This window comes from Pseudomonas grandcourensis, assembly GCF_039909015.1.
GTDB classification, from domain to species: Bacteria; Pseudomonadota; Gammaproteobacteria; order Pseudomonadales; family Pseudomonadaceae; genus Aquipseudomonas; species Aquipseudomonas grandcourensis.
The window spans coordinates 258,277-271,362 of the sequence record NZ_CP150919.1 but is presented as its reverse complement, the minus strand read 5'-3'; the positions used below and the strand labels follow the sequence as shown (position 1 = coordinate 271,362).

General features: G+C 61.4%; 11 protein-coding genes. 4 read left to right on the top strand and 7 right to left on the bottom strand.

Going from position 1 to position 13,086, the window contains the following annotated elements:
• Nucleotides 1-33: 33 nt before the first annotated feature.
• From AABM52_RS01150 to AABM52_RS01125, 6 genes are all read right to left on the bottom strand, one after another.
• Nucleotides 34-615: an alpha/beta hydrolase gene (locus AABM52_RS01150; RefSeq protein WP_347910026.1), complete on the bottom strand. Its 582-nt coding sequence runs from the start codon at nucleotides 613-615 to the stop codon at nucleotides 34-36.
• A gap of 200 nt (nucleotides 616-815) precedes the next feature.
• On the bottom strand, nucleotides 816-1,217 hold the full coding sequence (locus tag AABM52_RS01145; RefSeq protein WP_007972930.1) for a biopolymer transporter ExbD: 402 nt from the start codon (nucleotides 1,215-1,217) through the stop codon (nucleotides 816-818).
• Nucleotide 1,218: 1 nt separating this feature from the next.
• Entirely contained in the window at nucleotides 1,219-1,944 is a 726-nt protein-coding gene (locus tag AABM52_RS01140) for a MotA/TolQ/ExbB proton channel family protein (RefSeq protein ID WP_347910025.1), read from the bottom strand.
• 44 nt (nucleotides 1,945-1,988) lie between these two features.
• Nucleotides 1,989-2,798 (bottom strand): energy transducer TonB, encoded by an 810-nt coding sequence (locus AABM52_RS01135; protein ID WP_347910024.1) that lies wholly within the window; start codon nucleotides 2,796-2,798, stop codon nucleotides 1,989-1,991.
• Between the two features lie 259 nt (nucleotides 2,799-3,057).
• The gene (locus AABM52_RS01130) at nucleotides 3,058-5,418 is read right to left on the bottom strand and encodes a TonB-dependent receptor (RefSeq protein WP_347910022.1); all 2,361 of its coding nucleotides are present in this window, start codon (nucleotides 5,416-5,418) and stop codon (nucleotides 3,058-3,060) included.
• Nucleotides 5,419-5,552: 134 nt separating this feature from the next.
• Entirely contained in the window at nucleotides 5,553-6,473 is a 921-nt protein-coding gene (locus AABM52_RS01125) for a TauD/TfdA family dioxygenase (protein WP_223502504.1), read from the bottom strand.
• Between the two features lie 183 nt (nucleotides 6,474-6,656).
• Here AABM52_RS01125 and AABM52_RS01120 point away from each other — a divergent pair, with 183 nt between their 5' ends.
• Nucleotides 6,657-7,577, top strand: coding sequence for a LysR family transcriptional regulator (locus AABM52_RS01120; RefSeq protein ID WP_347910021.1), 921 nt, complete (start codon nucleotides 6,657-6,659; stop codon nucleotides 7,575-7,577).
• A 106-nt stretch (nucleotides 7,578-7,683) separates the two neighbouring features.
• Here AABM52_RS01120 and AABM52_RS01115 read toward each other — a convergent pair whose 3' ends face one another.
• On the bottom strand, nucleotides 7,684-8,697 hold the full coding sequence (locus AABM52_RS01115) for an ABC transporter substrate-binding protein (RefSeq protein WP_347910020.1): 1,014 nt from the start codon (nucleotides 8,695-8,697) through the stop codon (nucleotides 7,684-7,686).
• Nucleotides 8,698-8,974: 277 nt separating this feature from the next.
• On the opposite strand from AABM52_RS01115, the gene AABM52_RS01110 reads away from it, so the two are divergent.
• From AABM52_RS01110 to AABM52_RS01100, 3 genes are read left to right on the top strand one after another with little or no spacing between them, the layout of a single operon-like run.
• Nucleotides 8,975-10,573 carry an ABC transporter permease subunit gene (locus AABM52_RS01110; protein ID WP_347910019.1) on the top strand — a complete coding sequence of 533 codons (1,599 nt, stop codon included), beginning with the start codon at nucleotides 8,975-8,977 and terminating at the stop codon, nucleotides 10,571-10,573.
• Nucleotides 10,570-11,385, top strand: coding sequence for an ABC transporter ATP-binding protein (locus AABM52_RS01105; protein ID WP_347910018.1), 816 nt, complete (start codon nucleotides 10,570-10,572; stop codon nucleotides 11,383-11,385). Before AABM52_RS01110 ends, AABM52_RS01105 begins: the two co-directional genes overlap by 4 nt.
• Before the next feature lie 15 nt (nucleotides 11,386-11,400).
• Complete coding sequence (locus tag AABM52_RS01100; RefSeq protein WP_347910017.1) at nucleotides 11,401-13,011, top strand: arylsulfatase; 1,611 nt, start codon at nucleotides 11,401-11,403, stop codon at nucleotides 13,009-13,011.
• Nucleotides 13,012-13,086 lie beyond the last annotated feature (75 nt).

Here is a 13,086-nt window from a genome sequence, read left to right as displayed (position 1 = left end):
CCGAGAGACGGGGGCGTTAAATAAGGAAAGTGTTCAGGCGCGGCGCAGGGCGCGGTGTTCCATGCGGTTTTGCAGGCGATAGAGATAGGCAAAACCCTGCTCCCAACGCTGGTGACCGGACTTCACGTTGATATGCCCTGCCCCCGCCAGAATCCCCGCCTCGGCGCCCCAGTTACGCGCCAGCTCCAGGGCCCGCGGTGCACTGACGGCGCTGTCGTTGTCGGAGCTGACAACCTGGCTGGGGAACGGCAGCAGATCCGTCGGGATCGGCGCGAAGTTGCGCAAGGCCGGCGCGCAGGCCGGACGTTCGACATCGGCCGGCGCGACGAGCAGGGCGCCGCGCACTTGACGCAAAAACTGCACGGGGGCGCTCGCGGCCCAATGGGCGACGGTAATGCAACCCAGGCTGTGGGCAATGAGAATCACCGGCGTGCTGTCGGCGGCAATCGCCTCGGCCAGCGCCGCGACCCAGTCTTCACGACGCGGCGTCAGCCAGTCGGCCTGCTCCACCCGTGCGCTGTTCGGCAGGCTGTTCTGCCAGTGGCTTTGCCAATGATCTTCTGGCGATCCTTGCCAGCCCGGCACAATCAGGTAGCGAATTGATTCGTTGCGCATGGGGGAGCTCTCCTGCTGCGTGTCTGTTCCCGGTCGAGTATAGGGAGAGGATTTATATTCGTTAAGGAATAAGAAGCTATTTATTAAGACTCAAATCGAATATAAAATACAAAACCTGTGGGATTGGTGGTGTTGCTGAAACAGAGGAAAAAAAAGGGCCGCACCCTGCCAAGGAGACGGCCCCGGAAAACGAAAATCTGTTAACGCGCGGTAATCACCGACAACTTGGTAATCCCTGCCCGCTCGATCGACGCCATGGCCCGCGCCACCTCGCCGTAATTCACCCCATCGTCCGCCTGCAACTGCACGCGCACCTCAGGGTCCTTGGCCTTCGCCGACTTGAGGTTGAACTCCAGCAAGTCCGGCTGTATCTCGTCCTTGTTGATAAACAGTTTGCCGGCACCGTCGATGCTCACCACCAAGGGGTCTTTCTGCTCCACCGGCGCCACCGCTTCGGTCTTGGGCAGGTTGATCGGAATAGCGTTGGTCAGCAGCGGTGCGGTGACGATGAACACCACCAGCAACACCAGCATCACATCCACCAGCGGCGTCACGTTAATCTCACTGAGCACCTCATCGGTGTCTTGCGTGGAGAAGGCCATATCAGGACGCCTCCTTCACTTTCTGCGCACTGCCCTGGGCCGCCACCTTGTGCGCCGTCGGGTGGATCAGCACACGGAACGAACTCTTCTGCGCCAGGCTGTAGAAGTCGTGGGCGAAGTCATCCAGGTCCGCCGCCGTCAGTTTCAAACGACGCAAAAAATAGTTGTAAACCAGCACCGCCGGCACCGCGACGGCGATCCCTACGCCGGTGGCGACCAGCGCCGCGCCAATCGGCCCGGCGACCGTTTCAAGGCTTGCCGAGCCCGCCGCACTGATGCCTTTCAACGCTTCCATGATTCCCCACACCGTGCCGAACAAACCAATGAACGGCGAGGTGCTGCCAATGCTCGCGAGCACCGCCAACCCGGTTTCCAGCGACCGGCGCTCGCGCACGATCTGCTGACGCAAGGCACGCTCCAGACGATCCTGATGATTGATCACCTGGCTCAAGTCCGCCGCCTGTGGCACCTCGCCCACCTGGATGGCCGCATAACCTGCCTGTGCAACCCGGGCTGCCGCTCCGGGCCTGGTTTCGCTCAGCTCCGCCGCCGAGTCGAGGCTCGAAGCAGCCCAGAACTGTTGATGAAACTTTCGATCCTGTGCCTTGAGGCGACCGAACTGCACGCCCTTGAGCAATGCCAGGCCCCAGGTCGCGACGGAAAAAACCACCAGCAGCCAGATCACCGCGCTTTCGATGGATTCAAGTGGAGATGCCAGTAACGTCATGGTGTATTCCTCGTGTAAACGTTTCGCGCGAAATTGGTTTCGGTTTAATGAATCTTGAAATCGATGGGCACGCTGACCCAGCCGTCCCGGGCGACATCACCTTGCTTGGCCGGCACGAAACTCCAGCGTTTCACCGCGTTCAGCGCGGCTTCGTCCAGTGCATCGCGACCGCTGCTTTTCTGGAGCTGGATCTCGCCGGGCTTGCCGCTGGCCAGCACGTGCACACGCAACAACACCGTGCCTTCCCAACCGCGACGCTGGGCCAGCGAGGGGTATTCCGGCGCCGGGTTTTTCAAGTAGCCGGCGGTGGCCGAGGCCGGTGTCACAGGTGCGGGCGCCGGCGGTGCAAGTGGCGCCGGGGCCGCGACAGGCGCTGCCGGTTGTGGCGGCGCAGGTGGTTGTTCAACGGCTTTTGGCGCCGGCTTCGCTACCGGTTTGGCGACAGGTTTGGGCTTGGGAACCGGCTTCGGTGGAGGTGGTTTCACCGCCAGTTCGTCTTCCACGGGAGGAGGCGGCTCCACCACAGGCTGGACAGGCTGCGGTGGCGGCGGCTCGACCACCGGTGGCGCCGGACGCGAGAACTCGATGGTCATCGGCGGAATCTCCGGTGGCACGATGGGCAGCACGGTGGTCGGTTGCTGATTGACCCAATAGATCACCGCGCCATGCACCAGCAACGCCAGCACGCCCAGCACGATCGCTTCCCGTCGACGAAGGACGCCTTTGGGCGCACGCTGCAAACGCAACTGGCCCAAGGGCACCCGATGCGGTCGGCCGAGGTCGACCAACTCACCACCGGGTGCCTGGCGCCACAGCACTTCATGTGCGCCGGCGGCGATCTGGACATTGCCCATTGTTTAACTCCCTGCAGTCTCTTTGCGAATTACCGGAACGTCGTACTGAACAGCCCCCGACGACGTCCTGGTAGAGCAATCATTGGCTTGAACGCTTAGTTCTTAAAGTAATGTTTAAACTTATGTTTAGACCTTAAGCGAATATATAAAACCTTCAATCTACCGCCAGAGCCCGCCGTTCAAGGGCTCCGGCGTAGTGGAAAGAAAACGATGCCTTGCCCGCATTGAAAGTATTCATCCAAGGCATGGTTTTTCGTCGTCAGAAGTCGTATCGACCGGTCACGCCCAGCGTCCGCGGTGTGCCGAGCAGGCCTTCATAACCACCGTTGGCGGCTGTCCAAAGCGTCGTGTAGTAGGTTTTGTCGAAGGCGTTTTTCAGCCATAGCGAAACGTCCCACTGCCCCTGGTTGAAGTCACCGCGAAGGCCGGTGGACAAGTTGACCACCGCATAACTCGGGATCTGCCCGAAGTCGGAACCTTCCACCGTGCCCACCGCTTTGGAGCGGAACGCATAGCTGGCGGTGACGTACTCTTCGAAGCCGTTGCTCAGGTTCCATTTGTATTCGCCGTTGGCGTTGCCGATCCATTTCGAGGCGCCGACCACTTGATGGCCGCTGAGGTCGCAGGACGCTGGAGCACCCGGCGCCAGGCTGACTTCCGGCGGGCACGGCGCATCCTTGTAGGAGAGATAGCTGACGTCGTTGTACGAGCCGTTGATGTTCAGCGTCAGGCCACGCAGCGGGATCAGGGTGCTTTCGAACTCCACGCCACGGGAGCGCACGGAACCGGCGTTGGTCAGGAATTGCACACGATTGACGTCGTCGTAGGCGTTGGTCTGGTAGCCGTTGACCTGGGTCCAGAACAGGTTGGCGTTGAGTTGCAGGCGACGGTCCCACAGGGTGCTCTTGAAACCGAGCTCGGCGTTGTTGGCGCGCTCGGTGCCGATCAGCAGCGAGTCGGCGCCGGCAACCGGTGCCGTGCCCACCGCCAGATTGACCCCGCCGGATTTTTCGCCATGGGACAAGGTGGCATAAGTGAGCAGGTCGTCGGTGAGGCGGTAGCTCAGGTTCAACAAACCCGAAGGGCTGGAGCTGTACTGATTCAGATCGCCGGAGTCGAAAGCACCGGCACGACCGCGCCTCGCTGCGGCGGCCGCACCGGTAACCGCTGCACCACCCACCGGCGCATCACGGGTGACCCAGGCGTTTTTCTCTTCATAGGTGCCGCGCAGACCGGCGGTGAAATCCAGGCGTTCGGTCAAGTGCCAGGTGCCCTGGGCAAACAGCGCGAAACTGTTGGTTTCGATGTGACCATTGCCGACGCTGTCGACGTTGTTCAATGCACCGTTTGGCGTACCGTTCCAGATGTCTGCTTGCGGGCCGTAAAAGGTGAAGGATTTGTTGTCCAGGTCGGAACCGAAGTAGTAGGCGCCGAGCACGTAATCGAAGAATCCACCGGCAGGCGAAGCCAGGCGAAACTCCTGGGAATACTGCTTATCCTCCACCGAAACACCGGCGTTGCGGAAGGCGGTTACGTTCAGGCCGTCGTCGTTGCGCGGGGTGAAATTCCACCAGCGATAGGAGCTGATAGAGGTCAGGGTGAAGTCGCTTGGCAGCGTCCAGTTGGCCTCGACCGAAGTACCGCCCTGATGCACGGTGACGTGCTGGTCGTTGTTCAGATTGACCTTGCGATGCGTGCCGTCAACCAGTGTCGCACCCGCCGCGTTGGCCCGGGCCTGATACAGGTTGGTGCCATTGATGGTCGGGCCGGTGTTGAACAACACCCGAGTGCCGGCGCTGGAATCTTCCTCGTTGTAGTCGCCGATCCAGCGCAGGTTGAATGACTCGTTGGGCTTGAACAGCAACTGCCCACGGAAGCCATCGCGGGAGCCACCATTTAAATCGTGGCCATCGAATTCGTTCTTGATATCGCCGTCGCTGCGGGTGCGATACGCGGAAAAGCGTCCCGCCAGCTCGTCATTCAGCGGGCCGGAAATCGTGCCCTTGGTCTGGAAGTAGCCGTCCTCGCCCACTGAAGACTCGATGCTGCGTTCAGGGGTAAAGGTCGGCGCGCGGGTGCTGATGTTGATCACGCCCGCCGTGGTGTTCTTGCCGAACAAGGTGCCTTGCGGACCGCGCAGCACTTCGAGCTGCTCGATGTCCATCAGGTCGAATACGGCCATACCGGGGCGGCCGAGGTAAACGTTGTCGATGTACAGGCCGACACTGCCTTCCAGGCCATCGCTGGCCGGGTTGTTGCCCAGGCCACGGATCGACACGCTGGACTGGCGCGCATGCATGTAGGCGACGTTGACGCTGGGCACCAGCTGCTGCAGATCCTGGATGCGATAGACCCGCTGGATTTCCAGGGTCTGGCCACTGACCACACTCATCGGCGTCGGCACATCCTGCGAACTTTCTTCACGGCGGCGAGTGGTGACTGTCACGGTTTCCAATTGTGCGCTGTCGGCCGTGGCTGCTTTAACGGGGGTGCTTTCCGGGGTAGCGCTTTCGGCCGCATAGCCTTGGGTCCAACTGGCGCAGCCTGCCAGCAACAAGGCCAGTGGCAGGCGTTTGAGCCGTTGGGGTGAAGAGGTTGAAGCGACGTGCAACGGACTCATAAGGCGGGGTTCCCGATCAAAGTAAATTCTTTGTTGCTTGCCAGGCCGCCATCGCGAGCAAGCTCGCTCCCACAGGGGATCTCCAGTGTTCACACGGTCAGTGTGGGAGCGAGCTTGCTTGCGAAGGCATCGGCTCAGACGCCGTCGATATCCGGCCCTTTCACCGTCTGGCTGACCTGCCCGTTCACACCTACTGGCACTTCACCCTTGAGCGTCACACGGCGCACGATGCGGTCCTGGGTCCCGTAGTCATCCACCGCGTAATGCTGGGTGGAGCGGTTGTCCCAGATCGCCACATCACCGGCCTTCCAGCGCCAGCGCACGATGTTTTCCTGGCGGATCACATGGCTTTGCAGCAAGCCGAACAGGTGCGCCGAATCGGCCTGGGAATAGCCCTTGATCCGTTTGACGAAATGCCCCAGCAACAGGCTCTTCTCACCGCTGACCGGGTGCACGCGGACCACCGGGTGTTCGGTCTCGTAGACGGTCGAAGTGAAGATCTTGCGATAACGCTCCAGCTTCTCGGCCGAGACGTCAGGCCGGGTGCCGGCGTAGTCGTATTCGTTGCTGTGCACGGCGACCAGTTTGTCGGCCAGCTCACGCAGCTCCACCGACAACCCGTCATAGGCGGTGGCGGTGTTGGCCCACAGAGTGTCGCCGCCGAAAGCCGGAGCCACCACCGAACGCAGGATCGAGGCTTTGGGGTAGGCCTCGACGAAGGTCACGTCGGTGTGCCACGAGCTGGCGCGCTGGCCCTCGGCACCGTCCAGTTCCAGCAGAAAACGCGTGCCTTCGCGCACCGGTACGGTCGGGTGCGCCACCGGTTCGCCAAGCAGGTGGGCGAACGCCTCCTGGCGCTGATCGTCGAGCTGGGTCTGCTCGCGGAAGAAGATCACTTTGTATTGCAGCAGTGCCTGTTGAATGGCTTCAACAGTGGCGGCATCCAGCTCGCCGGAAAGCTGTACGCCACGGATTTCGGCACCGATGCGACCGGCCACCGGATGGATTTCAAGCGCGTGAACAGCGGGTTGTACTGCGAAAGCGGCATTGCTCATGGGTAGACCCTCATCAGACTGCTTGCGGTTGAACCGGCCGCGAAACACTGCTCTATCTATATTCTATTTAGATCTAATAGATATCTACATGCTTCGTTGACGGAATAAGAGGTTGCATTTAAAACCTCAGTCAACCCTCGTCGCAAATGCCTTCGAGCTATTTTTAGGATGCCGGAAAAGCATATGGATCTTCGCCAGTTGCGTTACTTCATCGCCCTCGACGAACACCGCAGTTTCGTGCGCGCGGCCGAGGCCATGGGCATTACCCAGCCGGCCTTCAGCCGCAGCATTCAGGGGCTCGAACACGAGTTCGGCTGCGTCCTGGTGGACCGTGGCAACAAGGATCTGCGCCCCACTCCCGAAGGCCTGGTGGTACTGCAACATGCCCGCAGCCTGGTGCAGGGTGCGGCGTTGCTCAGTTCCGAAGTGACGCAGATGACCAAGCTCGATGCCGGTGAACTGCGCTTCGGTTGCGGCCCGGCACCGGCGGTGAAACTGGTGCCGGATGCAGTGGCACAGTTCATCAATGCGCACCCGAAAGTGCGCACCTGTTTCGAGGTGGATAACTGGGAAAAACTCAGCCGTGCGCTGAGCCGCGAGGAGATCGAATTCTTCATCGCCGACATCCGTCATTTCGAGTCCGACCCGAACTTCCAGACCCAGGCCCTGACGCCCAAACGCGGTGTGTTTTTCTGTCGGCCGGGGCACCCGCTGCTGGCCAAGGAGAGCCTGTCGACCAACGACATGTTCGATTACCCCCTGGCGACCACGATGATCCCGCCGGGCATTCGCAAACTGCTGGCGAACCTCAGTGGGCGGGTGGACTTTTCACCGAGCATCGAGACCGAGCATTTTCCGGCGCTGGTGAAAGTGGTGCTGCAATCGAATGCGATTGGCGTGGGGACCGAGGAGGCGTTTGTCGAGGACATCGCCCAGGGTTCACTGGTGTTGCTGCACTGGCGCAACCTGCCGCAGAACATCGAGAGCATGAATGCGCGCTGCGGGATCGTCAGCCGCACCGGGTTCCGCTTGTCACCGGCGGCGCGGGCGATGATCGAGACGTTGGTGGCGATCGACAGGCAGCAGGTCAGCGTCGCGGTTTGATGGCCCCATCGCGAGCAAGCTCGCTCCCACAGGGGATCTCCGGTGTTCACACGGTCAGTGTGGGAGCGAGCTTGCTCGCGATGGGGCCAGTGAGCTCACTGAAGATTCAAAGCTTGGCAGCCGCCAACTCCGGCGCCACCCAGTCACTGACCTTGAACGACTTGCGAATCAGCTTCTGCTGCGAAGCCAAATCCACCGCATCCTGCAATTTGCCGAGGAACACCGGATCAAGCGTCGACGGGAAAACCTCGCTCAGCTTCTGATCCTTCAGATCCTGAGAAAGAATTACCGGTGGATAACTCGCCAACCCAGACACCAGCTGAATGTAGGCGTCCTTGTTGCTGTCCTGGGTCAGCCACTCCACGGCCTGCTGTTGGGCCTTGAGCAGTTTCGCCACCGCCTCCGGATGCGCATCGACAAACTTCCCGGTCCCTATCAGCACCGCCTGCACACTGCCGGCGCCGCCCAGATCCTTGGTATTGAGCGGCAACTCGGCCAGCCCTTTGGCTTGCAGCGCCGTCAGCCCGGAACCGCCCCACGAGGCATCGATCTGCTTCGCCGCCAGCGCCGCCACCGCCGCGTTGAAATCGAGGTTGATGACTTTCACGTCCTTCTCGCTCAACCCCTGGCTGGCCAATGCCGCGTCGAAGGACAACTGGCTGGCGGTGCCACGGAAGATGGCCACGCGTTTGCCCTTGAGGTCCTGCAGGGTCTTGATCCCCGAACCCGGCACCACGCCGAGGTAATGCTTCACCCCGCGCGCCGAGGCGCTGAGCAGTCGCGTATCCAGGCCATTGGACTTGCCGATGATGGCCGCCAGATCGCCGAGGTAGGCCAGGTCCACCTGACCGTTGGCAAACGCCTCGTTGATCACCGGGCCTGCGCCCTTGAAGAAACTCCACTGAATCTTGATGCCTTGATCGGCGAAAGCCTTTTCGAAGATCTGTTGATCACGCAGCACATCCACGACACCGCCACCACTGTGCTGGGTCCCGGCACTCAGATCCGGCACGGCGATGCGGATTTCCTTGAGTTCATCGGCGTTGGCCGTGAAAGCCAGCAGCCCTGCCAGGGCCGGTGCGGCGAACAGACTGATGACACGCTTGAAGGGAAGGTTCATGGGTGCGGCTCCTTGGGCAACGGCGTTGAGAAGCCGAAAGTAGGCCGAAGTGGAACCAACACTTAAATACTATAAATTCACATTTTTAGACCATTTAGATCTATATCAACGCATCCGGGGCTCTTGGCCAGGTATGCAGGAACGGCATCGAAAATATTCTTCGAATGCATTGGATGCAGCTGAGCTGGAGGCCTTAAATGGCTTTGCTTATCTCTCAATAGCATTGATTTGAATTTTTATAGATCGATTTTGCATACGCCGACAACGGAGGTCATCCATGGCCCGTGTTTCCCTTCTCAGCCTGCCGCTGGCCGCGCCACCACTGGAAAACCAGCGCCTCTGGCCCAGCCTGAATCGTCGGCTGTTGCCTTGGTTGCTGCCGATCACCCTGTTCACGCTCTGGTGGCTCGCCAGCCGCAATCACTGGATGAGCGAGCAGATCCTGCCGGCGCCGAGCCTGGTCTGGAGCAGCGCGGTTGAACTGTCCCAAGGCGAGTTGTGGAGCCATTTGTGGATCAGCCTGCAACGCTTGTTCTGGGGGCTGCTGGCCGGGATCAGCGCAGGTGCTGTTTTGGGTGCGGCGCTGGGTTTCAGTCGTCGACTGGAGCGCCTGGTATTTCCAACCTTCGCCGGGCTGGCCCAAGTCCCGACCCTGGCCTGGATTCCGTTGTTCATGGTGTTTTTCGGCATCGGCGAAGTGCTGAAACTGGTGGTGCTGATCAAGGCCATCGTGGTGCCGGTGACCTTGCACACGTTGGTCGGTGTGCGCGATGCACAACCCAAGCTGCGCGAAGCCGCCGCCGTGTTGCGCCTGCCCAGGCACCTGTTGATCCGCCACCTGGTGTTGCCTGCCGCGCTGCCGGCATTCATGGCCGGTGTGCGCCTCGCGCTGGCCGCCGGCTGGACTTCGCTGCTCGCAGTTGAACTGCTCGCTTCCAGCGAAGGCATTGGCTACCTGATGGTCTGGGCGCGGCAGTTGTTCATGCTCGACATCGTGTTCGTGTGCATCGTGGTGATCGGCTTGATCGGCGTGGCGATGGATCGCGGCATCGGTCTGCTGGACAGGAACCTGGTGCACTGGCCGCACCCGGCCACCGCCGAAATCCGTCGCGGGCCGCGTTATCAAGGCTGGCAGCGATTGCAACCGTGGCTACTGCCACTGGCGCTTCTGGCGTTGTGGCAACTGACCTCGGATCAGCAGTGGATTGACGCGAACATTCTGGTCAGCCCGCTGGCCGTCCTGCAGACCACTCGGGATGGTTTGCTCGACGGCACACTGCTTGGCGGCATGGCCCTGAGCCTGGGCCGAACCCTTGGTGGATTGCTGCTCGGTGGCGGGCTCGGGTTTGCCTTGGGGTTGCTGCTGGGGTTGTCGCGCACCAGTGAACGCGTGCTCGGCCCAACCCTCGCCGCCATCCGCCAGATCGCCATATTCGCCTGGGTGCCACTGCTCACCGCGTGGTTCGGTCTGGGGGAATTGGCCAAGTGGGTGTTCGTTGCCCTGGCCGCCTTTTTTCCGCTGTTTATCGCCACTCAACGTAGCGTCGCCCACCTGTCGCCGCAACTGAACGAGGCCGCGCAGGTGTTGCGCCTGAATCTGCGCCAGCGCCTCGGCCGACTGGTGCTACCGGGCGCGGCGCCGGGGATTTTTGCAGGACTTCGCCTGAGCCTGATCTATGCCTGGCTCGGCACCATCGGCGCCGAGTATTTCATGCCGTCCAACGGTGGCATCGGCAGCCAGATGATCGGCGCCCAGCAACTGCTGCGCATGGACCTGATCATGGCCGGCATGCTGCTGGTGGGCCTGACCGGTGCCCTGCTCAACCTTATTGGCCAACGCCTGGAAATCCGCGCCACTCGCTGGAGACACGCATGAACGCACCGATTGTCAGCTTCAATCACGTGGGTAAAACCTTCGACGTCGACGGCTTCACACTTGAGGCCATTCGCGAGTTCAACCTGGACATCGCCGAGGGCGAATTCGTCGCCATCGTTGGCTCCAGCGGTTGCGGCAAGTCCACTTTGCTGCGGCTGCTGGTGGGCCTCGATACGCAATTTCGCGGGCAGATCAGCGTCGACGGAAAAGCCGTCACCGGCATCGGCGGCGAGCGCGGCATCGTCTTTCAGGAACACCGCTTGTTCCCGTGGCTAAGCGTGGCCGACAACATCGGTCTGGGCCTGGTCAACGAGCCATTGAGCGCTACGCAAAAGCACAAGCGCATCCATGACTTCATCGAACTGGTGGGCCTGGGCGACTTCGCCCGCGCCTATCCGCACCAGCTCTCCGGCGGCATGGCGCAGCGCGTGGCCATTGCTCGCGGCCTGGTGGCCAGCCCACGGATTCTGCTGCTGGACGAGCCCTTCGGCGCCCTCGATGCGCTGACCCGCCAGCAGATGCAGGACGAACTGCTGGCGATCCGCGCCCGGGCAAAAATCACCACCGTGCTGGTCACCCACGATGTCGAGGAAGCGATCTTCCTCGCCGACCGCGTGGTGGTGATGGAGCCGCGTCCGGGGCGGATCAAGCAAGTGGTCGACATCGCCCTGCCCCATCCGCGCCAGCGCAGCAGTTTCGACTTCCACCAATTGCGCGAAGAACTGCTTCACGAACTCACCAGCGACGATCACTACCAGCCCCACGTGCCGGTGCAGGTCCGCGATCTGCCGCTGTCCTTCATTGCCTACTGAAAAAGGAAATTCCTGATGCCGCAACGTCCCAATTTTCTAGTGATCCTGGCCGATGACCTGGGCTTTTCCGACATCGGCGCCTTCGGTGGCGAAATCAGCACGCCGAACCTCGATGCATTGGCCAACAATGGCCTGCGCCTGACCGATTTCCACACCGCGCCCACCTGCTCGCCGACCCGTTCGATGCTCCTGACCGGCACCGACCACCACATCGCCGGCATCGGCACCATGGCCGAAGCATTGACCCCGGACCTGATCGGCAAACCGGGTTACGAAGGGCACCTGAACGATCGCGTGGTTGCCCTGCCCGAGCTGCTGCGCGAGGCCGGTTACCAGACCTTGATGAGCGGCAAATGGCACCTGGGCCTGACCGCTGAACGGGCGCCCCACGCCCGGGGTTTCGAGCGTTCGTTTTCGCTGCTGCCCGGCGCCGCCAACCATTACGGTTTCGAGCCGACCTACGATGAAACGACGCCACGGCTGCTCAAATCCACCCCGGCGCTGTACATCGAAGACGACCAATTCATCGATGAACTGCCCAAGGATTTCTATTCCTCCGATGCCTTTGGCGACAAGCTGCTGCAATACCTCAAGGAGCGCGACCAGTCCCGGCCGTTCTTCGCCTACCTGCCGTTTTCCGCCCCCCACTGGCCGTTGCAGGCGCCGGCCGATGTGGTGGAAAAATACCGCGGGCGCTATGACGCCGGTCCTGAAGTGCTGCGACTTGAGCGCCTGGAAAAGCTCAAGAAACTGGGGCTGATCGAGGCCGATGTCGAACCGCATCCGCTGATCCAGTTGACTGCACGATGGGATGCCCTGAGCGACGAGCAACAGCAGATTTCCGCGCGGGCCATGGAGGTTTACGCGGCGATGGTCGAGCGCATGGACTGGAACATCGGGCGGGTCGTCGATTACTTGCGCCAGCAAGGGCAACTGGACAACACCTTCATCCTGTTCATGTCCGATAACGGCGCCGAAGGGGCGTTGCTGGAGGCCTTTCCGAAGTTCGGCCCGCAGTTGCTGACCTATCTCAACCAGTATTACGACAACACCCTGGACAATATCGGCCGCGCCAACTCCTATGTCTGGTACGGGCCGAACTGGGCGCAAGTGGCGACCGCGCCATCGCGGTTGTTCAAGGCCTTCACCACCGAAGGCGGGATCCGTGTTCCGGCGCTGGTGCACTACCCGCAGCTGCCGCTCAAGGGCCAGATCAGCCACGGGTTTGGCACGGTGATGGACATCACGCCGACCATTCTGGATCTTGCCGGCGTGCGCCATCCGGGCAAGCAATGGCACGGCAAACCCGTGGCGGAAGTTCGCGGCAAGTCGTGGCTTGGGTTCCTGTCGGGTGAGACGGCGCAAGTGCATGACGAGCACACCGTCACCGGGTGGGAACTGTTTGGACGACGGGCGATTCGGCAAGGGCAATGGAAGGCGGTGTACATCCCGGGGCCGGTGGGGCCGGCGACCTGGCAGCTGTATGACCTTGGCAGTGATCCGGGGGAGATTCATGACCTGGCGTCGAGCCAACCGCAGAAGCTTGATGCCTTGATCGAGCATTGGCAGCGGTATGTGGATGAGACTGGGGTGATCCTGAGTGAGTCGCCGTTTCAGCCGGATTGATTCAGCCTGAACCACCGCTATCGCGAGCAAGCTCGCTCCCACAGGGGATCTCAGTTGTTCACAAACTATGTGTCC

What these genes read in the sequence shown, in the direction of transcription:
- AABM52_RS01150 (WP_347910026.1), bottom strand. Translation starts at nt 615, where the DNA reads ATGCGCAACGAATCAATTCGCTACCTGATTGTGCCGGGCTGGCAAGGA.
- AABM52_RS01145 (WP_007972930.1), bottom strand. Translation starts at nt 1,217, where the DNA reads ATGGCCTTCTCCACGCAAGACACCGATGAGGTGCTCAGTGAGATTAAC.
- AABM52_RS01140 (WP_347910025.1), bottom strand. Translation starts at nt 1,944, where the DNA reads ATGACGTTACTGGCATCTCCACTTGAATCCATCGAAAGCGCGGTGATC.
- AABM52_RS01135 (WP_347910024.1), bottom strand. Translation starts at nt 2,798, where the DNA reads ATGGGCAATGTCCAGATCGCCGCCGGCGCACATGAAGTGCTGTGGCGC.
- AABM52_RS01130 (WP_347910022.1), bottom strand. Translation starts at nt 5,418, where the DNA reads ATGAGTCCGTTGCACGTCGCTTCAACCTCTTCACCCCAACGGCTCAAA.
- AABM52_RS01125 (WP_223502504.1), bottom strand. Translation starts at nt 6,473, where the DNA reads ATGAGCAATGCCGCTTTCGCAGTACAACCCGCTGTTCACGCGCTTGAA.
- AABM52_RS01120 (WP_347910021.1), top strand. Translation starts at nt 6,657, where the DNA reads ATGGATCTTCGCCAGTTGCGTTACTTCATCGCCCTCGACGAACACCGC.
- AABM52_RS01115 (WP_347910020.1), bottom strand. Translation starts at nt 8,697, where the DNA reads ATGAACCTTCCCTTCAAGCGTGTCATCAGTCTGTTCGCCGCACCGGCC.
- AABM52_RS01110 (WP_347910019.1), top strand. Translation starts at nt 8,975, where the DNA reads ATGGCCCGTGTTTCCCTTCTCAGCCTGCCGCTGGCCGCGCCACCACTG.
- AABM52_RS01105 (WP_347910018.1), top strand. Translation starts at nt 10,570, where the DNA reads ATGAACGCACCGATTGTCAGCTTCAATCACGTGGGTAAAACCTTCGAC.
- AABM52_RS01100 (WP_347910017.1), top strand. Translation starts at nt 11,401, where the DNA reads ATGCCGCAACGTCCCAATTTTCTAGTGATCCTGGCCGATGACCTGGGC.